22 protein-coding genes and 2 pseudogenes are annotated in these 26,214 nt (G+C 51.5%); 5 read left to right on the top strand and 19 right to left on the bottom strand.

Annotation, left to right across the window (positions count from 1 at the left end; all coding sequences use genetic code 11):
- Nucleotides 1–91: 91 nt before the first annotated feature.
- The 8 genes from ACLTD4_RS24375 to ACLTD4_RS24340 form a co-directional block, all read right to left on the bottom strand.
- Nucleotides 92–895 carry a histidine phosphatase family protein gene (locus ACLTD4_RS24375; protein ID WP_117621704.1) on the bottom strand — a complete coding sequence of 268 codons (804 nt, stop codon included), beginning with the start codon at nt 893–895 and terminating at the stop codon, nt 92–94.
- A 269-nt stretch (nt 896–1,164) separates the two neighbouring features.
- Nucleotides 1,165–1,623: a hypothetical protein gene (locus ACLTD4_RS24370; protein ID WP_055653066.1), complete on the bottom strand. Its 459-nt coding sequence runs from the start codon at nt 1,621–1,623 to the stop codon at nt 1,165–1,167.
- Between the two features lie 366 nt (nt 1,624–1,989).
- Nucleotides 1,990–3,807, bottom strand: a complete 1,818-nt coding sequence (uidA, locus tag ACLTD4_RS24365) for a beta-glucuronidase (RefSeq protein ID WP_117621703.1) — start codon at nt 3,805–3,807, stop codon at nt 1,990–1,992.
- A gap of 101 nt (nt 3,808–3,908) precedes the next feature.
- Nucleotides 3,909–5,453, bottom strand: coding sequence for a carboxylesterase family protein (locus ACLTD4_RS24360; protein WP_412331628.1), 1,545 nt, complete (start codon nt 5,451–5,453; stop codon nt 3,909–3,911).
- Nucleotides 5,450–6,286 (bottom strand): creatininase family protein, encoded by an 837-nt coding sequence (locus ACLTD4_RS24355; protein WP_117621722.1) that lies wholly within the window; start codon nt 6,284–6,286, stop codon nt 5,450–5,452. Before ACLTD4_RS24355 ends, ACLTD4_RS24360 begins: the two co-directional genes overlap by 4 nt.
- Nucleotides 6,283–6,498, bottom strand: coding sequence for a hypothetical protein (locus ACLTD4_RS24350; protein ID WP_412331627.1), 216 nt, complete (start codon nt 6,496–6,498; stop codon nt 6,283–6,285). Before ACLTD4_RS24350 ends, ACLTD4_RS24355 begins: the two co-directional genes overlap by 4 nt.
- 20 nt (nt 6,499–6,518) lie before the next feature.
- Nucleotides 6,519–7,223 (bottom strand): amidohydrolase family protein, encoded by a 705-nt coding sequence (locus tag ACLTD4_RS24345; protein WP_412331626.1) that lies wholly within the window; start codon nt 7,221–7,223, stop codon nt 6,519–6,521.
- 17 nt (nt 7,224–7,240) lie between these two features.
- Entirely contained in the window at nt 7,241–8,623 is a 1,383-nt protein-coding gene (locus tag ACLTD4_RS24340; RefSeq protein ID WP_117621701.1) for an MFS transporter, read from the bottom strand.
- A 198-nt stretch (nt 8,624–8,821) separates the two neighbouring features.
- Between ACLTD4_RS24340 and ACLTD4_RS24335 the strand changes: the two genes are divergently transcribed.
- On the top strand, nt 8,822–9,685 hold the full coding sequence (locus tag ACLTD4_RS24335; protein ID WP_117621700.1) for a helix-turn-helix domain-containing protein: 864 nt from the start codon (nt 8,822–8,824) through the stop codon (nt 9,683–9,685).
- Between the two features lie 396 nt (nt 9,686–10,081).
- On the top strand, nt 10,082–10,330 hold the full coding sequence (locus ACLTD4_RS24330) for a hypothetical protein (protein WP_117621699.1): 249 nt from the start codon (nt 10,082–10,084) through the stop codon (nt 10,328–10,330).
- Between the two features lie 67 nt (nt 10,331–10,397).
- On the opposite strand, the gene fucO is transcribed toward ACLTD4_RS24330, so the two are convergent.
- The gene (gene fucO, locus ACLTD4_RS24325) at nt 10,398–11,546 is read right to left on the bottom strand and encodes a lactaldehyde reductase (protein ID WP_002603646.1); all 1,149 of its coding nucleotides are present in this window, start codon (nt 11,544–11,546) and stop codon (nt 10,398–10,400) included.
- Nucleotides 11,547–11,753: 207 nt separating this feature from the next.
- A pseudogene (locus ACLTD4_RS24320) lies at nt 11,754–12,322 on the bottom strand (TetR/AcrR family transcriptional regulator C-terminal domain-containing protein).
- 233 nt (nt 12,323–12,555) lie between these two features.
- Here ACLTD4_RS24320 and ACLTD4_RS24315 point away from each other — a divergent pair.
- Nucleotides 12,556–13,239, top strand: coding sequence for a CatA-like O-acetyltransferase (locus ACLTD4_RS24315; protein ID WP_055653072.1), 684 nt, complete (start codon nt 12,556–12,558; stop codon nt 13,237–13,239).
- On the opposite strand, the pseudogene ACLTD4_RS24310 reads toward ACLTD4_RS24315, so the two are convergent.
- Nucleotides 13,221–15,856, bottom strand: a pseudogene (locus tag ACLTD4_RS24310) (cation-translocating P-type ATPase). The gene ACLTD4_RS24315 and the pseudogene ACLTD4_RS24310 sit on opposite strands and share 19 nt — an antisense overlap.
- A gap of 51 nt (nt 15,857–15,907) precedes the next feature.
- Nucleotides 15,908–16,591 carry a YoaK family protein gene (locus ACLTD4_RS24305; RefSeq protein WP_038257988.1) on the bottom strand — a complete coding sequence of 228 codons (684 nt, stop codon included), beginning with the start codon at nt 16,589–16,591 and terminating at the stop codon, nt 15,908–15,910.
- 195 nt (nt 16,592–16,786) lie between these two features.
- Here ACLTD4_RS24305 and ACLTD4_RS24300 point away from each other — a divergent pair, with 195 nt between their 5' ends.
- Together ACLTD4_RS24300 and ACLTD4_RS24295 are read left to right on the top strand one after the other, a co-directional pair.
- Nucleotides 16,787–18,235 carry an MATE family efflux transporter gene (locus tag ACLTD4_RS24300; protein ID WP_117621697.1) on the top strand — a complete coding sequence of 483 codons (1,449 nt, stop codon included), beginning with the start codon at nt 16,787–16,789 and terminating at the stop codon, nt 18,233–18,235.
- Nucleotides 18,236–18,329: 94 nt separating this feature from the next.
- Entirely contained in the window at nt 18,330–19,226 is an 897-nt protein-coding gene (locus ACLTD4_RS24295; protein ID WP_117621696.1) for a DUF4261 domain-containing protein, read from the top strand.
- 135 nt (nt 19,227–19,361) lie between these two features.
- Here the strand turns inward: ACLTD4_RS24295 and ACLTD4_RS24290 are convergent, their stop codons facing one another.
- The 7 genes from ACLTD4_RS24290 to ACLTD4_RS24260 all read right to left on the bottom strand — a co-directional run.
- Nucleotides 19,362–19,616 (bottom strand): dCTP deaminase domain-containing protein, encoded by a 255-nt coding sequence (locus ACLTD4_RS24290; RefSeq protein ID WP_412331625.1) that lies wholly within the window; start codon nt 19,614–19,616, stop codon nt 19,362–19,364.
- A 139-nt stretch (nt 19,617–19,755) separates the two neighbouring features.
- The gene (locus ACLTD4_RS24285) at nt 19,756–19,989 is read right to left on the bottom strand and encodes a hypothetical protein (protein WP_002603638.1); all 234 of its coding nucleotides are present in this window, start codon (nt 19,987–19,989) and stop codon (nt 19,756–19,758) included.
- 130 nt (nt 19,990–20,119) lie between these two features.
- Nucleotides 20,120–20,815, bottom strand: a complete 696-nt coding sequence (locus tag ACLTD4_RS24280; protein WP_117621695.1) for a YkgJ family cysteine cluster protein — start codon at nt 20,813–20,815, stop codon at nt 20,120–20,122.
- Nucleotides 20,816–20,831: 16 nt separating this feature from the next.
- Nucleotides 20,832–21,356: an anaerobic ribonucleoside-triphosphate reductase activating protein gene (gene nrdG, locus ACLTD4_RS24275; RefSeq protein WP_055653076.1), complete on the bottom strand. Its 525-nt coding sequence runs from the start codon at nt 21,354–21,356 to the stop codon at nt 20,832–20,834.
- Between the two features lie 19 nt (nt 21,357–21,375).
- Nucleotides 21,376–23,505, bottom strand: coding sequence for an anaerobic ribonucleoside-triphosphate reductase (gene nrdD / locus ACLTD4_RS24270; RefSeq protein ID WP_117621694.1), 2,130 nt, complete (start codon nt 23,503–23,505; stop codon nt 21,376–21,378).
- Nucleotides 23,506–23,852: 347 nt separating this feature from the next.
- Nucleotides 23,853–24,473 (bottom strand): flavodoxin family protein, encoded by a 621-nt coding sequence (locus tag ACLTD4_RS24265; RefSeq protein ID WP_117621693.1) that lies wholly within the window; start codon nt 24,471–24,473, stop codon nt 23,853–23,855.
- Between the two features lie 20 nt (nt 24,474–24,493).
- Nucleotides 24,494–26,214, bottom strand: a 1,721-nt coding sequence (locus ACLTD4_RS24260; protein WP_412331624.1) for an SNF2-related protein, incomplete at its 5' end; no start/stop codon positions are given.

The raw sequence follows: 26,214 nt of genomic DNA, 5'->3' as shown, positions 1-26,214 counted from the left end.
TCTTTATAGTGAGTAAAAAAGGATAGGGAAAATACGGTCAATCGCCGTCTTCCCTATCCTTTTCTATCCATTTTTCCCCTCTTGCTGATCCCTACTCTTCTATATAACTCATATCATTTACCGATTCCACGGTAAACGTTCCGTTGTCATAGATAATTTTTGTGATGGAGGCATTCCCCAGTTCTCCCGCTGCTGCATCCGGGTCGATGGCAGCCACTGCTGCTGATATGGCCATCCCATGTGAAACCACCAAAACCTGTTTATGCCCACGCTCTGCGGCCTCACCCGCGATCTCACGGATTCCGTCCATTACCCGCTTCTGTGCAGTTTCCCACGTCTCCGCGGTTTTGCTCTCATCGGTTTCCGCCATTGCAGTTACCGCTTCTTCAATTTTCAGCTTGCCTCCCATGACCGCTCCCATCATAGCGTCCACACTGTCATAGCCCAGTGCCTTTGCAGCCGGTGTGTATGCTTCCGCCGGCATGGCACCCTCGTAAATTCCGTAGCACACCTCCCGGACTTTGGGATTTCTCTGTAAGGATACCTCCGGCTGTCCGTTATTCTTCAGGATCAGCTCTGCCGTTTCCATTGCTCTGCCACTGTCACTTGTATAAACCGCATCAAAAGTAATTCCGGCTTTTTTTAACCCTCGTCCCAGTTTTTCAGCCACCGCCGCGCCGTCCTCCGTAAGCGGAGAATCACACCAGCCCTGCATACGCCCTGTCGTATTGAGCATGGTCTTCCCGTGCCGCGTCAAATACAGGGTCACCGGTGCCGGCTCCATGGCCTGCGCCTCGGTCTGTTCTTTCCCCGGTGCCTTCGCACAGCCTGTCAGAGCCGTTGATACGCATAACATCCCCGCCATCATAATTGCCATCACTCTTCTTTGTCTCATTTTTCTCTCCTCCGTCGTTTATTGTACTTATTCGGTCCGGTCAGAATCCGAATCGTACCACCCCTGGTTCTATCTCATTGTAATCATTTTTCCAGATGCGTTCTACGCATATCTTAACCAAATCATACACGGAAATTGACTCTTTCGGCCCGGTCAACGAATTCATGGGGCGCAGGCAGACAACAAAAAATGGCCGCCTCCCGCTGCTGAACGGAATACGGCCATTCGTATCGTAGACTTATACCAATGAGTCGAAGCATTTATATTGATCAGGCGCGCTCGGCATATAAATCGAAATTAACAAGCCACTCGCCATCCTCTTTAACTGCAACATCCTGCCAATGAAAAAACTTGTCCTCAATTTTAACAAAAACCCATTTTCTGCTTTTATCCTCAGTGTTTGTGAGAACGATCTTATCATCCTGCTTTGCCGCTTCAAACCGCATAATTTTACCAGTATAACAATATGTGACATCCCAGGCGTGTACGTCAGGCTTGTAGACACGAAGCGTTGTTCCGTATTCAAAGCCGGGCAAGACAATCACATCCTGTATCGCCATTCCCTCAAGAACCCACGAGAAATGCCATTCGCCTTTTATCACGCGGGAATTGCTATTGTCAACATAGTCGATCTTCCAACTGCCAATCAGTTTTCCAAAATAATCAAACTCTTCAGGCAGTGCCTTATTCTTTCCTTCGCTTATGAGTGCTTCAAAGAAATGATTCATAAGAAATCCTCCTATTACAATGCATCTTTTAATTCAAACTCTCCCGGTTGATATCCTGGCTTATATTCCTTTAATACTTCGACTGATCTACGAATATCGTCCCCAGTTAAATTCAAAGAATATTAATTGATTATTATGGTTTCATTTTACAGTAATTTGTACCATTTTACCACCCTCTTTCTAAGCTTGCTCCATAATTTTCTTACCGTAAAATGGATAAGAAAGAGTGCGGAAAGGGACGCAGGCGTCAAAAAGCGCCAAACGTATTTTGAAAACTCTGATGCAGAAACGCGCAAACTCGCAAAAATATAGTATTCATGCAGCTTTACGAAGTTTTTATACTTTCACACCAAATAGACCGTTCTACTATTTTTTATATCCAAATTCCGGAATCTTCGTCCAGCGGTCGCGGAGGTAATGGGCGACCAGCTTCGGCTTTCTGTCTCTTGTGAAGATTCCCTTTTTGTTGCCCTGCACACGGAGAAGGCTCTGGCTGGTTGCAAAATCGGCAAAGTTCCATACCTGCTCGCCTACGAAATTTTCCATGGAGTCCGCTACCTCGTGATTGACCTTATAGTACTCTACCTGATACTCCTCCGTGTACATCACCGGAGTCGTGTCGTGGAAGCCGCTTACTGTGTCCGCTCCGTATTCTGTATACATGAACGGTTTACCGAGGGAATTCCAGAAGGTCAGTTCTTCCCGGCACAGCTCCTTTGCCATGTCTAAATCGCCGCCGCAGGCATACCAGCCGTAATAGCGGTTTAAGCAGAAGACGTCGCTCAGCTCAATGGTGCAGTCCTCCTTGTAATTAGGCATCTGGACACTGACGATGGTGCAGGGACGTTTCTGAGGATCGGTCTCCCTTGCCAGATCGTATAACGGTTTAAAGTAGGCGTAGGCGCCAGGTCCGCCGGAATCGGCCTCGTTGGCAATACTCCACATGACAACACAGGCGTGATTCTTGTCACGCAGAATCATATCGCGGACTACGTCCATATGGTGTTCGTGCGTCCGGATTCCGCCCTCTTCCGGCGGATCGAAGGTGTTGACCCGCTTTCCGTCCTTGAAGTTTGCGCCGCCCCCGAAATTCAAATGAACTCCAACTGCCGGTGTCTCGTCGATCACCACGATTCCCTCTTCATCACACAGACGCATCATCTCTTCGCTGTACGGATAATGGCTCGTGCGGAAGCTGTTGGCTCCCTGCCACTTCATCAGGGAAATATCCTTCGTATTCATAGGCATGTTAAGCCCTCGGCCGGCCGGGAACGTGTCCTCGTGCTTGCCGTAGCCCTTGAAATAGAACGGACGGCCGTTGATCAGGAATTTTCCGCCTTCCGTCTTCACGGTGCGGACACCGTAAGGAAGGGAGTAGACATCCTCACCGAAGGTCACTCTCACCTCATATAAATAGGCGCAGAGCGGCTGCCACAGGACAACATCGGAAATCTCCAGGGTACCGTCGGTTCCTTCCGCTTCCGCCGCCAGTCTGCCGTCCTTCGTGTATACGGCGATTTTCGCGGTTTTGTCTCCCACGGTCTCAAGGTGGTAGGCAATACGCGCCGTCGTATTCTCCACCTCCGCGTTTAAGAAGATGTCCTGTACATATGAGGCCGGAGTCGTATAAAGCTTGACCGGACGTGTAATTCCACAGTAATTAAAGAAATCGAAGTTGGGATTGTTTCTCTTTCTGGAGGTCTTTCCTCCTCCCATTCCCATTAAATCTCCCATTCCGCCGCCCGCTTCGCTGCCGACCGGAAGGGTGGTATGGTCAATCCGGTTGTCCACCGCCACCGTCAGGAGATTCTCCCCTTCTCTCAGATACTCGTTGATCTGTACCTCGAACGGGAGGAAGCCTCCCTTATGCTCTGCGATCAGTTCACCGTTTAGATAGACCTTTGCAATGTGTGTAACTGCGGCAAAACGCAGAACCAGACGCTGACCCGTCATGTAGGACGGCACCGCCAGCGTTCTCTGGTAGAAACACCAGCCGTAATGGTCACGGAACGCTTCTCCCTCTTTTAAATCATTGTAAGACGCCGGAACCGGCATGGTCATCGCTGACTCCAGTGGCCGTTCATACCATTTTTCCTCAAATCCCCGGCCGTCATCCAGTTTAAATGCCCAGACGCCGCTTAAATCCATCAGTCCCCTCGACTGCGTTAAAATCGGATATAACATGTCCCATACACTCCTTTTATTATTCTGTTATCAGTATAACAGATTTCCCGCCAACACTGCTAGGACAGTTTTGACGGGAATCCGGACAATTTTTAGGTTATTTACTCACCAACCGAAGGTTTCGTTCGCATGGTATGGTTCAGCTTCGCAATGGAGACGTATCCCATTGCTGCGGTTTTATCTCCGAAACGCATGACGCGGTTCTGGCCCTTTTTCACAGGCAGCCATTGGGGAAGGCCGCCGCCGTTGGGATCTCCGGTGCGGATAAAATTGGCAAAGCAGCGCACCATACAGTCCGAAAGCTCGCGGTCCCAGGCCTCAAACGGACGCCAGCTGTTTTCCAGCGTGCCGAATTCATACCACAAATCCGCGGAATGCCAGGCGCCCCGGTCATCCCCCGGCAGCTGCCTGTCAAAGAATGCATAGGAGGGGCATCTTCCCAGGTCAGACTGCAGTCTTGCCCATCCCTTTGCCATCTTATGTACAATCGGAGGAACGATATCCTCACTGGTAGAGCCCATGAGATAAGGGATCTCGTGAGCCCCGCCGTTTCTGACGATTTCCATGGCCGGCTCCGGCAAAAACGCACCGTCCACAATCGGACCGCAGACCATGGCCGCGTCGGGACGCTCCTTCGACAGCGCGTTAAATTCCTCAAAGATTACAGAGGGTTCTGCTTCCCTCAGCCCCTTTCCGCACGCCTCGGTCACCCGGAGGTCCAGCTCGCGCCAGAATGGTTCCACATCCTTCAGGGACGCTGCGGCGGCAAATCCTTCCCTCACACCGCCACCGCTCATCATAATGGCTCCGCAGATGCTGCCTTTCGTCAGCGGAGAGAGACAGTGCTGCTGCACGCTCATGGCGCCGGCCGACTGTCCCATCAGGGTGATCCGGTCCGGATTGCCGCCAAACGCGGCGATATTGCGGCGGACCCATGATAAGGCCGCCATCTGGTCGTACATGGCGTAATTGCCGGCATGCCCCGCCTCATCCTTCCACTCCTCCATGCAGGCAAATCCAAGAGGTCCCAGGCGGTAGTTGATCGTCACCACAAGGATTCCCTGACGGCAGTAGGCCGCGCCGTCAAAATGTTTCTCATGGCCGCATCCGCCCTTGAAACCGCCTCCGTGAATGTAAAACAGAACCGGTGCATTCTCCGCCTCCAGCGGCGCCCATATGTTTAAGAACAGGCAGTCCTCGCTGTAGGTGTAGGACTCGCCCTCCCGGAATTCGTGGTAATAAAACGCCTTTTCCGGTACCTTTGCCTCATCATAGAACGCTCTCGGCTGATAAGAACAGTTTCCGAAACGGTCTGCCTCATAGATGCCGTCCCAGTGCGTCACCTCTTCAGGGTACTGGAAACGTTTCGCATTTGCATAGCGGATTCCTTTATAGACAATGCAGTCTCCCTTTGCGGAGACAGTTCCTCGTACAGCTCCGCACGGTGTCCCGATCATCTTCGACGATTCGCCGGACTCCGGCTGTATCTCTGATTTCTTCATTTCCTGTTTCATTTCTTTTACAATTTCTTTCCTGATTTTCTTTTCTATTTCTTTCTCGGCTTCTTTCCCGATTTTCTTCTCTGTTTCTTTCTCGGCTTCTTTCCCGATTTCCATCTCTGTTTCTTTCTCGATTTCGTCCGTCATCTCTTCTGCCCGCCAGCGGCCGGAATCCAGGGATACCGCTTCATAACCTCCTGCTCAAAGGCTTCCAAAGACCTCATTTCCTCTGTAATGGTTCTCATATCCAGACGCTTTACGATCTCATTGATCAGCATCTCCCCTTCGTCCGCCAGTTCTTTTCTCCTGGCTGCGTCAGGGATCGCAGGCGTACTCATATGATCCTTCGCGTCGCCAAAGCAGTAGCCGATGCTGCCGCTCTGGTAAGCCAGGCTGAACAGATGGTCAAACGGCTTCGTCGTCTGCGGCTCCTGATGGCAGTATCCCGTGGTAAACGGAACATCCTCCAGACGGCCCATCATCTGGTACGCGCCGACTGTGATGGCATGAAAACTGTCCACTGTCTTGAATAAATCCCCCGCACTCTGGAACATCTGCATCGTCAGATCCATATACAAAATCGGAACGCCGGTCTCATCGAAGAAATCCCGGATCATCGGACAGCAGGTCATATGGGCGGGGCCATGAAAGCTGACGTAAATCTGACGCTTGAAGCCCTGACGGAGAAGACTTCTCGCAATAGCTCCCAGATAGTCGATGCCTTCCCGCACGCTGACCTGAGTCGTGCCGCGTCCGATGGCCGTGGCCCCGGCGTAGAAATACGGCAGTCCCGTCAGCACCAGCCCGTCGGCCGCCTCCGCCATCCGGAGGGCGAATGCCTCGCTGATTACCGTTTCGCTGTCAAGGGGCAGTCCCCCGTGAAGTTCCACCGTTCCCACCGGAACAATGATGACATCGTTGCGTGTCAGATACGTTTCTGCCTCGTCATTCAGCATCCGGGGCAGAATTCTCGTTCTCATTTCCTCCATCCCTGATCTCCTTTCACCATCTTCTCTTCTGTTTTCTCATCGGTCTTCTCTTCTGCATTTACAGCCAGCTTCCGGCCCAGCCCAAAGATACGTTTAGCATTGCCGCTCACAATGGCCTGACAGGCGGCGAAGGAGAGCGCTCCCTCCTCCACCTTCTGATCCAGCCATCCGCCCAGCGGAAATTCCATGTCCACATTTACCATGTCCGTTTCACTGACCGGTCTTAGTCCAGAAACGCCAGGCCGAATGCCTCATCCCGCATCATGGCGCATCCGCCGCTGTTGGCCGACAAATCTCCATACAAATTCGGATATTTTTCAAACAGCTGACCCAGCCGGCCGCCGGGCGTCACCGGTCCTTTTCCCCACTCATACCGCTCTTCCCGGGATTTCCCCGCGTCCCCCGATATCTCGTGCCAGAATGGCTGGCTATGGCCGATAAATATCAGCTTTGGGTACTTATTTAAAGCCCGTTCCAGAAGGGGCAGCCCCGGCTCATCCACCACACCGTACTGGAAGCCTTCCTCCGGGCTCATATGAAACAGCACCGGCAGGCCAAGGGCTTCCGCCGCCTGAAATACCGCCTCTAAAAACGGATGATCCAGTCTGTGGTTGACAGCCAGTTCTCCGACACCGACGGCGCCCTCTTCCCGGTACTGCTTTAACCTCTCGTATACCGTCTCCGGTTCCGTCTCATCCAGGCCGCACATCCAGGCATACCGGTCCGGATACTGTTCCGCGATTCTTCTGCACGAAGCGTTGGAGCCGAACATCGCCTGTGTCTCGCCCGACGACATGATGATTCCAAACCCGATTCCAAGCTCATCCAGATGCGGCAGCATTTCCGCCCCGCTGGATATCTTCATTCCCAGCCCGTCGGGAATCGGACGTTCACTCAAATGAAGATGAATATCGATCTTTTTTTCCATTACGCATCTCCTCACTCCTATGCCTGTTTCTCGCTCTCATCTCTCCGTTTCTTCAGCACCGCGTACATTTCCGTCGTCTTCTTGTTGGTCAGGTTGTATACGAGTCCGATGCCCAGAAGCTCCAGCACGCAGGTCGCTACCGGAATAAAGGTGCAGAGGGAACGAATATGACCGGCGACAGCGGCTGTCTGTGCCTCAATACCGGAAATATAGCCGATCGCGCCCAGTGAGAAGGAAGCGATGGTGGATGCCAGCGTGGAACCGATCTTTCTGGAGAATGTGTAGATGGAGTAAAGGCTTCCGTCGCTGCGCTCTCCGGTCTGGTACTCATGGTAATCGATGCAGTCCGTAACAAACGCCCAGATCAGCATGGTAAATGCCGTCTGTCCGCTGGTCGCCAGGGTGTTGATCACCAGGAATAGGTACACGTTCTGAATCGGCACCATAAACAGAATCAGGGAAATCGCAAGGTTGTAGCCGGAGCATACTAAAATGACGTTGCGTTTTCCATATTTCTGGCTCAGCTTCGGGATCAGCGGGAAGAATACCAGCATAATCGGAATACTGATTAAGGACACCAGTGTCAGAACCTGCGGCGCATGGTAGAATTCTTTGTAAAGGTAGCTTCCCAGCTGGCTGTTGCCGGTGATGAACAGAAGGCTTCCAACCGTTGCCAGCATAACGCCCAGCATCGGACGGTTCTTAAATACACTCTTTAACACCTTGCCGTAATTGAACTTCTCGCCTTCCACCTTCGGCTGACGAACGCGCTCTGTGGTAAAATGCAGCAGCAGGCAGTAGCAGATAATAGATAAGATTCCGAATACCACCGCTACCTTGAAGAAACCACTCGGCACGACTTCGCCCGCTTTGTTGAATACGAACTGAGGAACCAGTGAAATGGCTCCGATTCCGACGATTGTGCCGCCGATGGAACGGGCTCTGGAAAGCTTCGTTCTCTCGATCGGGTCATTGGTCACAACAGAAGCCATGGAGCCAAATGGCATGGAAGTTCCGGTATAGCTCATTCCGTATACGATGTAAGCGAATACGACCCAGACATGTTTCGCCAGGGAACCCCAGCTGCTGACATCAGCAAAACACAGCAGGCCGGATATAGCCAGCGGAATCATTGCAATCTTAATATAGGGTTTGAATTTGTCCCCGCTCCTGCCTATCTGCCATCTGTCCGGAAAGGAACCGATCATCGGATCGTTAAATGCATCCCACAGCCTTGCAAACAGGAACATACTTCCCATCCATGCTGCCTTGATTCCCAGCACATACGTACAGAATGTGAGGAAAAATGCATCGACATACAGGTTCACAAAGCTGCCCGCCATATCACCGCATACATATCCGATCTGGTCTCTGATTCCAAATTTTCGTATCTCTTTCATAAAACCTCTCCTTTTCTTCCCATAAGACTTGAAATTCTTATGTTCATTTGTTATAGTTCTATTATATTGTGTAATTTTAGCAATTTAAATTGCGCATCTTGCATTATATATTGTAATTCTTGCAAATAAGTTATGAGGTTTTATTTATTTTCAATAATATTCTTTCAACTTTTTATGCATTTTAACCATGGAGGTCCTATGATTAATTTCTGGAAAGAAATACAGATGGAGGATTCCTGTACGGAAATCCGCATTCAGACCAATACAGACAATACCAGCCATGTTTTCCTGCACAGCCATACATTTTATGAGATCCTGCTTTGCAAAAGCGGCAATATCCAGTATCTTTTAGGGGACAAGCGCTTTCGCATCCAACAGGGGGATATTCTGCTCATTCCGCCCGGAGTCAGTCACCAGCCGCTCTTTCCGGAGCCGCTTAAGGAACCGTATTCCCGGTACGTCATCTGGATCAACACCGCCTACTGGCATCAGCAGTGCGAGGATTTTCCGGATCTGAATTTTGCCTTTGAACAGTGTCAGAAGCGCGGGAGCTATCTTCTGCGCTCCACCCGGGCGACGTGGTCAGGGCTTTTTTCCGCTGCTTCCGCTGCCTTAAAGGAGACGGAGGAGCAGAAGCTGGGCTGGGGATACTGCACCCGGACCGCAGTCATCAGCCTCATGGCCCACATAAGCCGCACCTATTACTATCAGGATCTGCAGATGCCGGCCGCGGAAAAAAGCGTTCTGGTGGATGATTTATTCCGCTACATTGACGAACACTTAAGGGAGAAGATCACGTTGGAAGGGACGGCGAAGCATTTTCTCGTAAGCCCCTCCACCATCTCCCACACCTTTCAGAAGAACATGCAGGTATCCTTCCATCACTGTGTGATCCAGCGCCGTCTGATCGCGGCCAAAAACGGAATCCTGTCCGGAGTCCCGCTCCAGGAAATATGGGAGAGCTGCGGTTTTCCAGACTATTCTTCCTTCTACCGTTCCTTTAAGAAGGAGTATGGCATATCGCCGCGGGAATTTAAGAATTTCCATCGCCATGATGCGTAGAAGCATTATTGTGAAGATGCGTACTGAAACTGTGTACTTGCCTGATCCGGGAAACCTGGTTTTTCATATGCTGCGGTAAACTCTAAAATGCCGGGCAAACAGTATTACCATTTATTAAGGTAAATAATACTCGACTTTTCTGTAAGTCTGTCATATGATTATCCTATCCCACTTCCACATTCTGCCGGAAGATGGTGATGTTCTGAATATCTCAAACAACATCAGAAAATTATCCCTGAAAAAAAGCGCAAGCAGGAAACGATTGAAAAAGCCGTAAATCTCGGTAAACGACTGCCTGACAGGGAGGGCCAGCTGAAGGTAATAGCCGGAATCCTGACCTTTACAGACAAAATCATTGACCAGGCATACGCGAAAAAACTGGAGGAGGAGATGCAGATGACATTAGTCGGACAGATGTTGATGGAGGAAGGGTATCAACGGGGGAAGGAAAAAGGCATCCAGGTCTTTATTCAGGATAATGTTTCCGAAAACATCCCGAAACAGCGTATTATTCAAAAGCTGCAGGCCAATTTTTCGTTAATGGAAGAAGAGGCAATAAACTATTACACCATTTTTCAAAGCAGACACAAAACTAACATACAATCCATAAAAAGAGCCGTTTCATCAATGACTTTTCATCGATGAAACGGCGTCTCTACTCTATTAATCTTCTCTTACACTGCAGTTTGTCCGAACTCCCGTCCGACCGATCTTACATCAGGCTCTTATACAGCGCAATAATGTCTTCCAGACTCGCATCCTTAGGATTTCCAGGTGCGCATGCATCTGCCACAGCGGACTCAGCCAGGAACTGAATATCCTCTTCCTTAACGATAGCCGTTAAGTCAGCCGGAATTCCAACGTCCTGGGACAGCTTCTTAACTGCCTCAACTGCCGCTTTGCGGTACTCTTCCACGGTCATGGTCTCGGTTCCCTCTACACCCATGGCCTTAGCGATGGCGCGGAACTTCTCACCCGTGGCGTCTGCATTGTATTCCATAATGGTCGGAAGCAGGATGGCATTGGCAACACCATGCGGTGTGTCGTATACGGCGCCCAGAGCGTGAGCCATGGAATGAACGATGCCAAGTCCGCAGTTAGAGAATCCCATACCGGTTAAGTACTGGCCCAGAGCCATGCCTTCACGGCCTTCCGGCTTATTCTCAACCGCATCTCTTAAGCTGGAAGCGATCTTTTCAATCGCCTTTAAGTTGAACATGTCTGTGATCTCATTGGCTCCCTTTGTGGTATAGCCCTCGATCGCATGGGTCAGCGCATCCATACCTGTGGAGGCAGTTAATCCCTTCGGCATGCTGGACATCATCTCCGGATCAACGAAAGCGACAACCGGGATATCGTGTGTATCAACACAGACGAATTTGCGTTTCTTCTCAACGTCGGTAATTACGTAGTTGATGGTAACTTCTGCCGCCGTACCCGCTGTCGTCGGAACAGCCAGAATCGGAACACACGGATTCTTGGTCGGAGCCACGCCCTCTAAGCTTCTGACATCGGCAAACTCTGGATTCGTGATGATGATGCCTACGGCCTTGGAGGTATCCATGGAGGAACCGCCGCCGATAGCGATAATATAGTCTGCACCGGATTTCTTAAATGCCTCAACACCGGTCTGTACGTTTTCTATGGTTGGGTTGGGTTTGATGTTGGAATAAACCTCGTAGTCCATTCCATTCTCTTCCAGAATCTTTGTCACCTTCGCTGTTACGCCGAATTTTACCAGATCAGGATCGGATGCAACAAATGCCTTATGGAACCCTCTCTTTGTTACCTCTCCCGGAATTTCATTGATTGCACCTGCACCGTGATACGATGTTTCATTCAGAACGATTCTGTTTGCCATGATAATCTCTCCTTTTCCTATCTTTTATGGGTCTTATGGATACCATTTTTACTTTCTGTTATTATTTTAACAAAACCAATCAAAAAAATAAAGTTACAATCCCCTTCGTTTGTAACAAATGTTACAAATCCCGCAAACTGTAACTTTATTTCTATACAATATCAATACTTCCTATACCAACGGCCAGGCAACGCTCTCCGATCCGCATTATACGAGCCCGGCCTCCTGAAACACAGCCGAAAGCCGCGGCGGCATGGCTTCCACCAGGCTGGCCGCCATCTCTCCCGGGGTCTGCTTCATGCCGCCCAGGACCCATTTCACAGTCATATAGACGGATCCGCGGCAGTACATCTCCAGCAAAAACTGAATCTCCTCCTCCAGAGGCTTATGGGTCTTACGCGTGATCAGCGACCTGTAGAACCCCATAATCAGTTCAAAATCGTGTTCCTTCAGGGAGTTGTAATCATCCGAACGGAAGGCCTCGGTGAAGAACACCTCTCCTTCTTGATAAATTCAAACTTCTCCTCCAGGCTCTGGCAGACCGTCTTCTCCACGCCGATCCGGGCAAAGGATTCCAGCACCAGCTTATCGAAGTACCAGTTGATCAAGTCATACTTGTCCTTAAAATTCCTGTAAAAGGTCTGGCGCGTCATATCACAGCCATCCACGATGTTCTGAACCGTGATTTTGTCCACTGGCGTCGTCATCATGCACTGCTTGACAGAGTCTGCCAGCCGGTATTTTGTTTTCTCATTCTTACTTACATAAGCCGTCATTCTATGCTCCTGTATCGTTTATTCACACGAAGGCAGCAGGCTAAGCGGGCATGCGGCCATGTCCATTTGGCGACTGCCGTGAGTGTCTGACTTCTTTTGTGTGCAGGGTTTTCTTCATCCTACCATAAAACACTAATTTTTTCAAATGGAACAGGAACAACAGCGGCAGTCTACGGAGCGTTGATTGTATTTTCATTGGAAGTCCCTATAATAGAGGAAAAGGAGGTATCACAATGGATCAAACTGTTAAATTTACGCCGCTCGACATGCAGACATGGCCGAGAGGGCAGATGTTTTACTATTTCTCGAAAATGGCTCCGACCGGATATTCCCTGACCGTCGATCTCGATGTTACGGCGATGAGAACGGCTCTGAAGCATGCCGGTATCAAGTTCTTCCCGGCTTACTTATGGCTCGTCACCAGGACGCTTCAAATGCAGAAGGAATTCAAAATAGCCGAACTGGACGGGCAGGTTGGCTGCTTCGACACACTCACACCGCTTTACGCGGCCTTTCATGAGGATGATAAGACCTTTTCCTTTATGTGGACGGAGTACACAGATGATTTCATGGCGTTTTATCAGTCCTACCTGGACAACCAGAGGAGGTACGGCGGCAGTCACGGCGTCCTGGCTCAAGCCGGGCAGACACCTCCCGCCAATGCCTATACCATTTCCTGTGTTCCCTGGGTGTCATTTAAGCATTTTTCGGTTCACTCCTATGAGAATAAGCCGTACTATCTTCCGTCCGTTGAGGCAGGCAGATTCTATGAAAAAGACGGCAGAATTATGATGCCTCTCTCCATTACCTGCCATCACGCGGCGACTGACGGATACCATATCAATCGCTTTCTGGAAACCCTGCAGTCCGAAGCGGAGGCATTTGCAGAGGATGTTCCTCATTTCCGCCTTCTCTGAAGCCATTTCGTCCCTTCCACAAACGGAACAATGCAGAAGGCCAGTCCGATTGCCACCGCATACTCGGTCAGGGAAATGTGTTCAAATTCAAACGCATCGGACAGGAACGGGACGTAGATGACAACGGTCGTGCACAGAAAGGAAGCCGCCATGGACAGCCACAGCCACGGATTATGATGTTTTAACGTAAATACCGACTGATTCAGAGACCGCATGTTGAAGGAATGGAAGATCTCCGTCATGGACAGGGTCAGAAACGCCATGGTCATGCCATCCGCACTGTTCGTAATCTCCCACACGCCCGCCTCCAGATAATGGCCGATCAGATACGAAGCCAGGGTGATTACGGTCACCGCAATTCCCTGAACTGCCACATTCATTCCGACCCCGCCTGAGAAAATCCCTTCCTTGGGGCTGCGGGGAGGCCGGTTCATAACGTCCTTTTCCGGCTCCTCCATGCCCAGCGCCAGCGCCGGGAAGCAGTCGGTAATCAGATTGATCCAGAGGAGGTGGACCGGTTTCAGGATGACGAAGCCGAGAAGCGTCGCAAAAAAGATGGACAGCACCTCTGATAAGTTGGAGGACAGGAGAAACTGTATGGACTTTCGAATGTTATCGTATATTCTCCGCCCCTCTCCCACCGCTGAGACAATCGTGGCAAAATTATCGTCCGCCAGCACCATATCCGCCACATTCTTCGTCACATCGGTTCCGGTAATTCCCATTCCCACACCGATATCGGCATTCTTGATGGAAGGCGCGTCGTTGACTCCGTCTCCCGTCATGGCGGTAATACAGCCTTTCTCTCTCCACCCATTTACGATTCTCACCTTGTGCTCCGGCTGGACCCTGGCGTAAACGGAATACTTTTCAATCTCATTGCCGAAGTCCTCATCAGATATCTCGTCGAGACCAGCGCCTGTGATGGCCTGTTCCGGTGATGTGATGATGCCAAGCTGCATGGCGATGGCCACCGCCGTATCTTTATGATCGCCGGTAATCATAATAGGACGGATTCCGGCTCTGCGGCACTCTTCGATGGCAGGCAGCACCTCGGGGCGCACCGGGTCGATCATCCCGGTGAGACCGAGGAAACAGAGCTTATGCTCCAGCTCTCCGGCCTCCCAGCCGGCGGGGCGGGCTGTGTACTCTCTCGCAGCAGCCGCAAGAACACGGAGAGCCCGGTCGGCCAGCGATTTATTGGCGAGGAGAATTCTTTCCCTGTCCTCCTCACGCAGCGGAACGGCCTTTCCATCCGACAGTATGTGAGTACAGCGTTTCAGAACCTCATCCGGAGCGCCTTTCGTGAACTGAATCACGGTTCCATCCGCCTTTTCGTGTACGGTCGACATCATCTTCCGCATGGAATCGAAGGGTGCCTCACCGATCCGCACATACTCCTGTTTTAAGAGGCTCTGGTTAAGTCCTGCGGACCATGCGTAGGCTGCGAGAGCCGCCTCGGTGGGTTCTCCCTCCGCCTCATTCTTATCGTTTAAATGAGCGTCGTTGCAGAGTGCCATGGCCGCCGCCAGTGCCGTCTCGTCGGATCCGGTGTGTTCTACGACGGTCATCCGGTTCTGCGTCAGCGTTCCCGTTTTGTCGGAACAGATGATCTGGGTGCACCCAAGCGTCTCCACGGCCGTCAGCTTCCGGATAACAGCATGTTTCCTGGACATGTTGGTGACGCCGATGGAGAGCACGATGGTGACAACGGCCGCCAGTCCTTCCGGTATGGCTGCCACCGCCAGACTCACGGCGATCATAAACGTATCCATGACCGTATGCCCGGAAATGGCCGGATAGGCGCGCAGTAAGCTGACTGCAAATATAATCACGCAGATGGCGAGCACCAGCACGCTGAGAATTCGGCTCAGCTGGGAAAGCTTTCCCTGAAGCGGCGTCTCATTATCCTTTGCCTGAGTCAGGGCATTCGCGATCTTCCCCATCTCCGTATCCATGCCGGTGCCTGTCACGACTGCGGCCCGCGGCCATATACGACCGTGCTTCCCATGTAGACCATGTTCTTCCTGTCGCCCAGTGGAACGTCCTTCGTCCCCTCCTCCAGGGAAAGAACGCGTTCCGTCTTGAGAACCGGCACCGACTCCCCGGTCAGGGCGGCTTCTTCCACCTTCATGCTGGCGCACTCCAGAATCCTGCCGTCTGCCGGCACCGCATCTCCGGCCTCCAGGACGATAATATCGCCGCGCACAAGCTCCTCGCTCCGGATCGTCTGCTGCTTACCGTCCCGCATTACTTTGGAAGTGGCCGCCGCGATCTCCTGCAGGGCAGCTATGGCTTTTTCAGCCCTGCTCTCCTGCGCCACTCCCAGCACCGCATTGATGAGAACGACGATCATAATAATGATCACATCCGCAAACGACTCCCCCGCATAGACCGCCGTCATTCCAGAAACCACCGCTGCCGCAATCAGAATGATGATCATCGGATCGGCCAGCTGACTCAAAAAACGCCTCCAAAGCGGAACCGGCTTCGCCTCTTTCAGCTTATTCTTTCCATCTGCCATAAGTCTGCCGGCCGCTTCCTCTGCACTCAGGCCTGTCCGTTTCGTATTCAGTTTTTTCAGAACTTCCTCCGAAGTATCCAAATATCCCTTCATCACAGCACCTCCTGCCATTCATCCGGTTGTAAGAGGGAATCCGCTCCGCTGTTAATCCAGACCTCGCTCGCCCTCGATGTCTTCTTTAATAAACATAATACAGAAACAGACAAACAGAAAGCCGCAGGATATCCAGATCGTCCGCTCCTCAAACAGGGAAGTCATGAAGCTTCCAAGCGCTGCGCCGATACCAAAAACGAGAATTACGCCGTAATACCGGAGACATTTTTCCAGACAGCCCTTTTCCTTCGTATGGCGGTAGCGGTACAGCATCTCCGTCGCGCTGCGCAGATTACCGATACACATCGTGCTGGCATAGGCGCTTCCCTTCATCTTCCGGAACGCCTCCACCTGCATGGCGCAGACAAAGGACACCAGAATATTGGCCGCCATGTTCATGGACTGCGGGAGAAATCCCACCACAAACAGAAGCAGAATCTCCAGCACCACCACGATCTGGCGCCAGTGCAGCTTCCCGTACTCCCGGTAGATACCGCGTATGACCTCCGATATATAGATTCCTCCCGCAAAGGCCAGCACCGGCACCAGGTAGCGGAAGGCATCCGTAAAGTCTCCGTTCATCGCATTGTGTCCCAGTAAAATGATATTCCCCGTCTGGGCGTTGGCAAAAACCTTGCCGCGGGTGTAATACGTATAAGCATCCTGAAATCCACCGGACAGAGTCAGAAAGATACCGGTCGACATCGCTTCCGACATTTGACCATGACGTTTCATCCAGACATCACCATCCCTTCGGCCTATACTATAGCACAAAGGAACCGGTCATGTCAAAAAAACCGTACTATTTTGATGATTGGTCATGAAATTCGTAGATTTCCAAAGCTTCCGGCTATATGCTTATATACAGATCCATCGGAAGCAATGGCATATACATCAAAAATGGCATATACATCAAAGGAGGAACGATTCATGTCCAGGCAATTGTTACCAAAGGCGGTGCTCTCCGCAAAAGACCAGCATTTCCGGGAATTTGCCCTCCACGACAACATGTGGAAGGTCGTTCTCTACGTCGGAACGCCGCTGGCCCTGTACCAGAGTTTAAATCAGCTCTTTAAAATCTTTGACTCCATGATGGCGGCCCATATCAGCGCCGGCTCCGTGTCCGCCGTGGCCTATTTATCCCAGATCAGCCTGATGCTGTCAGCCCTGGGAGGCGGCCTCGCCATCGGGTCCAGTCTGAAAATAAGCGAAGCCTACGGTGCCGGTGATTTCGATCTGGTAAAGAAACGGGTCAGCACGCTGTTCGCCATGTGCGCGGTCTTAGGCGCCGTCATTCTGGCTCTGCTGGTTCCCTTCACGCCGTGGTTTCTAAGGCTTGCCCGGACGCCGGATGCCTTTATCTCGGAAGGGACTCTGTACTTTCGGCTGGAGCTCTTCGGCATGGTCATCAGCTTCTTTAACAACATTTATATCGCCATTGAGCGGGCCCGTGGAAATTCCGGCAGAATTCTCCGCCTGAATATGGCCGTTATCGCCATCAAGATATCCTCTACCGCCCTGTTCGTCTACGGATTTCAGTGCGGAATCAGCATGATTTCCACGGCTACAATCCTTTCCCAGCTGTTTTTGCTGGCTGCGGCTGTGCGAAACATGAATCAAAAGGACAACGCATTCGGCTTTTCCATGAAAGCGGTCTCCTTAAAGCCCGCTGTCACATTTCCCATGATCGGACTCTCCATTCCGGTCATTGCAGAGAAGATGGCCTTCTCCTTCGGCAAGGTTATCATCAATTCCATGAGTACGATCTACAGCGCGCTGACCGTGGGAGCGCTGGGAATCTCCAACAACATCGGCGGCATCACCACCATGCCGCAGAACGGCTTCCAGGAAGGCGGATCGGCCATTATCAGCCAGAGTGTGGGAGCAGGAAAGCCCCGCCGCGCGCTTAAGGCCTTTGGATGCGTTCTCGCCATCAACCTGGTGATCGGGATCGTGCTCATGTCCTGCTCGCTGTATTTTCTGGATGCGCTCAGCCGTCTCTTTGCCGGCAATGATCCGTCGTTTCAAAAGATGATTATCTCCATCTACCGCTTCGAGGCGCTGGGGGCGATTCCGCTGGGCGTCACCGCGTCCGTCATGGCCCTGTTGTATGGCTTCGGAAAGACGAAACTGACGCTGGCCATCAACTTCTGCCGCGTCTTCGTCTTCCGGGTTCCCGTGCTCTGGTTTCTGCAGAGTTTTACTTCCATGGGAAGCTTAAGCGTCGGGGTCGTCATGGCCGTCAGCAACATTGCCACCGGCGTCTTCGCCTTAATCATCGGTGTGTATGAGATTGTGCGTATCTGCCGCCGTTACGAAATCCCGCTGTCTGCCCCATTTCCTTTCTCCGGTTTTCAGAAAGCCTGGGGGAAATCTTAAGCAAATCGTAATGGCCTTTTTTTCAAAATACGGTATACTGGAGGTAACGGCGGAGGAATCCGCCTCCTGCCGACAGATACAAAGGAGAACGCATATGGGATTATTTAAAAAGAAAAGAGAACCGAAAGAAGAGCTGAAGCAGAACCTTGAGGAAAAAGCAGAATTTCAGAACCTTTATCAGATCTACCTTTTGTTTGAAGAAAAACCGGTCAAGCCGGAGGCCGGAATCATACGCACGGCTCTGGAAGAAACCTTCGGCGCGATCGACATCGTGTCCCCTTCACCGGCTCTGACCTCTTTTGCCGTAAAAAAATATCTGGCACAGTTTAAAGACGGCGCCCTGCCGCCCCAGGTCGTCATGGGGGACGTTCAGGAATTCAAGCAGGACTCCATTGACGCATTTTCCCGGAGCCAGCTCTGGGATGTGGCCGACGGAGACGCTCTTTTGGAGCGGTGCCGGTATGAGATTTTTCTTTTTGACATGATGGCTGCCGTGTTGGAATACAAGGAGCGCTGTGAGATGATGATGGACTGGATGGAGACGGCGGTCAGACTGTTTCCTGACTGCACTGCGGTCTGGATCAAGCCGGCCGGGAAACTGTTTACCGCAGATCAGATCAGGGAACACAAAATACCGCGTGAAGACCGTTTCATATACTTTGGCGTCAACGCCCGCCTTTTTAACATCTCCGGCAGCGACGACAAGGTTGTGGATACCCTGGGCCTCTATGCAATCGGACTCCCTGACGTCCAGTACCATTTCCGGGGTCTGGAGCCGCAGGCCGTCGTAAACCATGCATACAATGTGGCCTCCTATCTCTACGCGGCCGACGCGCCGGTCAAGTCCGGCGAGACCATCGACGGAATCGCAGACGGCCGGATGAGCCGGGAGGTCCAGTGGAGATGTCAGTACGAGGACGCCTTAATCCAGCCAGTCCGGGTCGTCATGGACATCTGTCCCGGGGAATACGCAGCGGGGCATCGGGAATAAGCGGTTGTGACCATAAAAAAGGAAGATACAGCTTCAGGGACTCCTGACTCTGCATCTTCCTCTTTTTATTATCCGGTTTTCTTATATTATCTCTTACATCATCTCTTATACCGTTCTCTTATCAGAAGACCGCTCTCACTCAAAGTCCTTATACAAGAGACTGGCCTGAATCCCGCTGTTATTCTGATACTTTCCACTGCTGTAGAGATCGTATTCCCCATCAATATCGTGGTAATAGATCTGGCAGATCTCCACATTCGGATATATTCTGACCGGCTGCACACAGAAAATCTCCAGCGTCCAGTACCCGGCGAAGCCGATATCTCCAAAGCCCGCAGTCACATGGATAAAGAGTCCCAGCCTGCCCGTGGAAGAACGGCCCTTCAACATGGGGACGTACCGATCCGTCCTCGTAAACTCATTGGTCCTTCCCAGATACAGCCTGTTTGGTTACAAATGGAGTAATGATGATCTCTTTCCCCATGTGCTTTAATATTTCTTTTCCCGAAAGAATCACGATTCATGCCCCTCATCCCAGATAGTCGCCCAGCTCCGCCTCGTTCTTCTTCCCATAATGCTTCATCAGATCCCGCTTTTCCGCGGAACTTAAGCTGTTCCAGAGCTTCTGAACCCTCGGGTCCTTAAAACCGATGTAGGGAACGCCGTTTTTCTCACATTCATAGGATGACAAATAATGATTCAGCGCACTCCACTCCACGAAAAAACTGTTAATTTTTGTGCTAAACCTCTTTACCTTCGCCATAAAGGTATTCCTCCCCTTCGGACAACCGTCCTGATACTTTACACCTGTTTATGCCTTGCCGATTCCATTGCTATAAGTATATCACAGAGACCGCCGGCAGGCAAACAGGGATTTGGGAACTTAAGTATTTTTACAGAAAATTAATAAATTCCTCCCGCGCAGCCTCCATGCGCGCCTCAAACTGCTGATAGAAATCCAGCTCCTTCTGAAACGGAATCAGATAGAAATGCTTAAGCACCCCCATAGCAGTCCGCTTCCTCGCATCTTCCCCACCGGTCGGTTCTGATCCCTCTTCCGGTTTCTGCTCCAGCCTTTCTTCCAACTCCTTAAGGAAGTAATGCCACTCCACAATATAGCTCTCATAACGGCCCATATCCGGAGTATCCATCCACTTGCGGATCTTGACCTTCGTCTTCTGCTCTTTCCGGCATTCGTGAATCTGGTTAAAATACCGGAAGCCGTGGTCCTCATAGATTCGTCCAAGCGGAAACATCCGGCAGATTCCCGGTCTAAAGGGATGAATCCGGCAGCGCCCCTCCTCGTTTAAAAAGGTGCAGGCCTCCCCCTCTCCGGACATCTTCAGGTTTGGCAGAATTATGCCATCCACCAGATTCAGCTCCACCGCCTCCGCCAGCAGCCCCTCAAAGGACAGGCCAAGGCCCGTCTCCAGCCGAAAGACGTCATAGGGGTCTAAAACAATGGAACTTCCCATGCCCCGGCAGCAGGCGGAACAGCCGCGGCAGTCGTCACAGCCCACCTTCACCATGTCGCTGCTGCCATATAGTTTCCCATCTGATATCTCTTCCAGGCTGATCTCCCGTTTCATCGGCCGTATCCCCCCTTTACCTATCCATTTCCGCAAACAGCTCCGGGCAGCCCGGCTCGTGAATCTGCAGCACGCGCTGATTGCTGCTGCCCCGGAATTTCAGTTTGAGATCGTAAAGCTCCTGGTCAAATTCGCCATCCACCAGGATATCGATGCACGCAAGAAATTCGGGCGTCACCTCGCAGTGTGCCCGTCCGTCCGGCGCCAATAGATCCGTCTCGTACGTATAACCGGTGTAGCACCAGATCGTCTTCTCCGGATACAGCTCCTTAAACCGGAGGACCAGAGGCAGAAGCGCCCGCTGGTTCTGCGGCTCCATCGGCTCTCCGCCCAGCAGGGACAGACCGGATATATAGCTTTTTCCACAGGAATCGAGGATCTCCTGTACCGCCTCGTCCGTGAACTCATTTCCATAATTAAAATCCCATGCGATCTCATTAAAACAGCCCCGGCACCGGTGAGTGCAGCCGGACACAAAAAGGCTCGTCCGCACTCCGGTGCCGTTGGCAACGTCGCAATGTTTGATATCGGCGTATTTCATGATATTATCGCTCCCCAGACTACAGATGAAGCACTCTGGACTTGATTTCCTTCGTCTTTCCGGCATTCCAGAAATTCTCGCCCAGGTAACCGCAGGTTCTTCTGGTCACGTTCATCTTGTCCTTGTTCTTATTATGACACTGCGGGCATTCCCACTCCATGTCCTCATTGATGATGATCTCACCGTCGAAGCCGCATTCCTGGCAGTAGTCGGATTTGGTATTGAACTCTGCATACTGGATATTGTCATAGATAAATTTAACCACTTCTTCCATGGCCTCCAGATTCTTGGCCATGTTCGGAACCTCCACATAAGAGATGGCGCCGCCGGAAGAAATCTTCTGGAACTGGCTCTCAAATGTAAACTTGCTGAACGCGTCGATCTTCTCTCTCACGTCCACGTGGTAGGAATTCGTGTAGTAGCCCTTGTCCGTCACATTTTCGATCAGGCCGAAACGCTCTCTGTCGATTCTGGCGAAACGGTAGCAGAGAGACTCAGCCGGAGTTCCGTAAAGGCCGAATCCAAGACCGGTCTCCTCTTTCCAGCACTCAACCGCCTCTTTCATGCGGTTCATAACGCGGAGGGCAAACTCCTCTCCCGCCGGGTCCGTGTGGCTGACCCCTTTCATCAGCTTCGTCATCTCGTAGATACCGATGTATCCTAAAGAAATCGTGGAGTAACCGTCATGAAGCAGCGGATCGATCTTCGCCCCCTTCGGGAGTCTGGCGATCGCTCCGTACTGCCAGTGAATCGGGCTCACATCGGATAATGTTCCTTCCAGTGCCTTATGCCTGCACATAAGCGCCTCGAAACAGATGGCAAGACGTTCGTCTAATAGCTTCCAGAATACCTCCTCGTCGCCCTTTGCCAGGATTCCGATCTGCGGAAGGTTCAGGCTCACAACGCCCTGATTGAAACGGCCTTCAAACTTATATTCCCCATTCTCATCCTTCCATGGAGATAAGAAGCTGCGGCAGCCCATACAGCTGAACACATTGCCCTCATAGTTTTCCTTCATCTTCTTCGCGGAAATATAATCGGGATACATGCGCTTTGAAGAGCAGCGCACCGCAAGCTTCGTGATGTAATCGTATTTTCCGCCCTTTAAGCAGTTATTCTCGTCCAGAACGTAGATGAGCTTTGGAAATGCCGGTGTCACATAGACGCCCGCCTCATTCTTGATCCCTTCCAGTCTCTGGCGCAGAATCTCTTCCACGATCAGCGCGTTCTCATCGATGTACTCATCCTCGTCGTCCAGGCGAAGGAACAGCGTCACAAACGGCGCCTGGCCGTTGGTCGTCATCAGGGTGTTGATCTGATACTGGATCGTCTGAACGCCTGATTTCAGTTCATCTCTCAGACGAATCCGCGCCATCTTCTCCACCGCCTCGTTATCCAGGCTGTCGCCAAACTCTTCCCGGATCTGTCTGTGGAATTTATTGCTGCTCTTCCTTAAATACTTTCCAAGATGTCTCATATCCACGGACTGGCCGCCATACTGGTTGCTGGCCACCGCCGCGATAATCTGGGTCATAACCGTACAGGCCACCTGAAAGCTCTTGGGGCTCTCGATCATCTTCTCGTTCATCACAGTGCCGTTATCCAGCATGTCCGCGATATTGATGAGACAGCAGTTAAAGATCGGCTGAACAAAGTAATCCGCATCATGAAAATGAATCGCTCCCTGTTCATGGGCCATGGAAATGCGTTCCGGCAAAAGCATACGCTTCGTCAAATCCCTGGATACCTCTCCGGCGATGTAATCCCTCTGTGTGGATGCCAGAATCGTATTCTTATTGGAATTTTCCTCCGCCAGCTCCTTGTTTTCATTCCGGATCAGCTTCAGGATCGATTCATCCGTCGTGTTCGCTTTTCTCAGAAGCGCCCTCTGATACCGGTAAATCATATATTTTTTCGAGAGAGTGTACTTGTTCTGCTTAACCAGGCGGCTCTCAATCATATCCTGAATGCTCTCGACATGGACAACATCTTCACATTCTTTCTCCACATCATCCAGAATTCCGTCAATCAATGCCTCCCCGGCGCGTTCCGCCGCGTCCACTTCCGCATTCGCCTTCTGAATAGCCCTTACAATCTTCTCTCTGTCATAATTTACAAATCTGCCGTCACGTTTCTGTACCTTAATCATCGCTGTCTCCTTATTTCCTTTAATCCATATTCTACTTTATAATACTGCTAAAAAATAACACAGCAGCTACCAATTTGCCGTGAAATCTTCTACATTTTGCGTATGTAATTATTTCTTCACCATATATAGTGCTTTTCCATTATACAACAGATATGGCAAAAGTAAAGGCCTTTTTCTCTTTTTCTTTCTCTCTAAAGCCCTGAAAAAACACATCAGCGCTCTCCGCAGGCCGTTTCCGGGACATTAATTTTTTTCTCAGCGGAGTCAGTACACAGCCGAAGAACCAGCGGGCGGTGAAAGGATTGGTCCTTCCGCCGCCCGCCGGTTCTCCGGCATAGCCTCCAGTTTTAACGGATAAAGTTTGTCTTAAGCTTCTGCTCCGCTTCCGGCGTCGTGATTCCTGCCGCCTTACCCGCCTCGATGCAGCGAAGCATCCACGCCATATTCTTCCCCAACGTGCGCATGATCTGCAGCCCCTCCAAATCCTGCTCCACGTCCTCCGGTGAATTGCCGTGAACCATGTTCCAGTACTGGGATGATACGACCGGCATCTGGGAAATCGTGAAGTATTTGTTCAGGGTATCGAGCGTAGCCGTCGTTCCCGCGCGCCGTGCAGAGGCCACCGCAGCAGCCGGCTTGAACGCAAAGCAGCTTCCCGCGTAGAACAGACGGTCCAGGAAGGAATAGAGGGAGCCGTTAGCCGACGCATAGTAGACCGGAGAGCCGACGATCAGTCCATCCGCGTGCTCCATCTTATCCAAAAATGCATTGACCGGATCTCCCTTGAAGACACAGCGGCCCATCGCGGCGCATTTGCCGCATCCGATACATCCATGAACGGCCTGATTGCCGATATGGACGATCTCCGTCTCGATTCCCTCTTTCGTAAGAGCTCCCGCCACTTCCGTGAGAGCACGGTATGTACAGCCCTTTTCGTGAGGGCTTCCGTTTAACAGCAGTACTTTCATCTTAATCCATCCTTTCTTTTTCAACTGAAAATAAGCAGGCCGATGAGATCATCCTTCGTCAGGCTGCCTAACGAGACGGTGCCTTCTGTTATGATCTGTTCCGCCAGATTCTTCTTTGATTCCTGAAGCTTTAAGATATTTTCTTCAATGGTTCCCTTCGTAATCAGCTTAAACACGGTTACCTGCTTTTCCTGGCCGATCCGGTGGGTGCGGTCCGTCGCCTGATTCTGCGCCGCCACGTTCCACCATGGATCGTAATGGATGACCACATCCGCGGCCGTTAAGTTTAATCCCGTTCCTCCGGCTTTCAGGGAGATCAGGAATACCGGCACGCCGTCGTCCTTAAAGGAGTTGACCATGTGAAGGCGCTCTTCCTTGGGTGTCGCACCCGTCAGAATATAATATGCAATCCCCTCTTTTTTCAGCCGCTTTTCGATGATTTCCAGCATCGATGTAAACTGGGAAAAGAGCAGAATCTTATGGCCGCCCTCCACGCCGTTCCGGATCAGATCGATACACGTCTCGAGCTTGGCGGAGCTACCGTTATAGTTGCTGTAGCAGAGATGCGGATCGCAGCAGATCTGGCGCAGCTTCGTCAGCTGAGCCAGGATCTGAATCCTGTCAGAGCCGCCGTCTCCGGCCTGCTCCAGCTGCTGTCTGACCTGCCATGCATTGGCGGTGTACAAATCCTTCTGTTCCTTCTCGAAGCCGGAATAGATAACATTCTCCAGCTTATCGGGAAGTTCCTTCAGCACATCCTTCTTTAAGCGGCGCATGATAAACGGACCGATCATACGGTGCAGCCCCTTTAGACAGGCTTCATCCTGATCCCGCACGATGGGAAGCTCATACTCCTTCTTGAATCTCTGATAGGAAAACAGGAAGCCGGGCATGAGGAAGTCAAATATACTCCACAGCTCGCTGAGCCGGTTTTCAATCGGCGTTCCCGTCAGGGCGAATCTCGTTCTGGCATTCACCGATTTAACCGCCTTCGCGCTCTGGGTCGAGGCGTTCTTGATATACTGTGCCTCGTCGATGATCTGAAAACGGAATTCCTTTTCCTCGTAAAAGGCGATATCCCGCTTCAGCAGATCGTAGGAGGTAACTAATATCTCCCCCTCCGAGGCCGCATTCAGGAGTTCTTCCCGCTCCTGTGCAGTACCGCTTATTGTACGGACTTTCAGGGTCGGCGCGAACTGATGAATCTCATTTTCCCAGTTGTACACCAGGGACGCCGGGCAGACGATCAGCGCGGACGTGTCCGGCTCGCGGTTCCTCTCATCCAGCAGGAGCGCGATAACCTGAATCGTCTTTCCAAGGCCCATATCATCCGCCAGAATTCCGCCAAACCCGTAGGAATCCAGGGTCTTAAGCCACCGGAAGCCCGTTTTCTGGTATTCTCTCAGCACGGGACGTAGCGTCAGCGGTATCTCAAAATCACTGTCTTCCACGGATTTCATGCCGCGGACCACGGCCTTAAACAGCGCATCGCGGTAAAGCGTGATGCCTGTGCCCTCTTTTAAAATACCATCCAGATAGAGCGCCCGGTATTTGGGAAGACGGATTTTCTGACTCTGTAAATCCGACTTGTTGACTGCGAGGCCCTCCACCAGCTTCGCCACCGTCATCAGGCCGTTATCGTCCAGAGCCAGAAACTCGCCGTTTTTCATGCGGTAGTACCGTTTTTTCTGGCTGTACTCCGAGAGCAGCCTCGTGAGCTCGGCCCCCGACATTCCGTCCG

The sequence above is a fragment of the Hungatella sp. genome (assembly GCF_046966825.1).
This window is presented reverse-complemented; position numbering and strand designations above follow the sequence as displayed.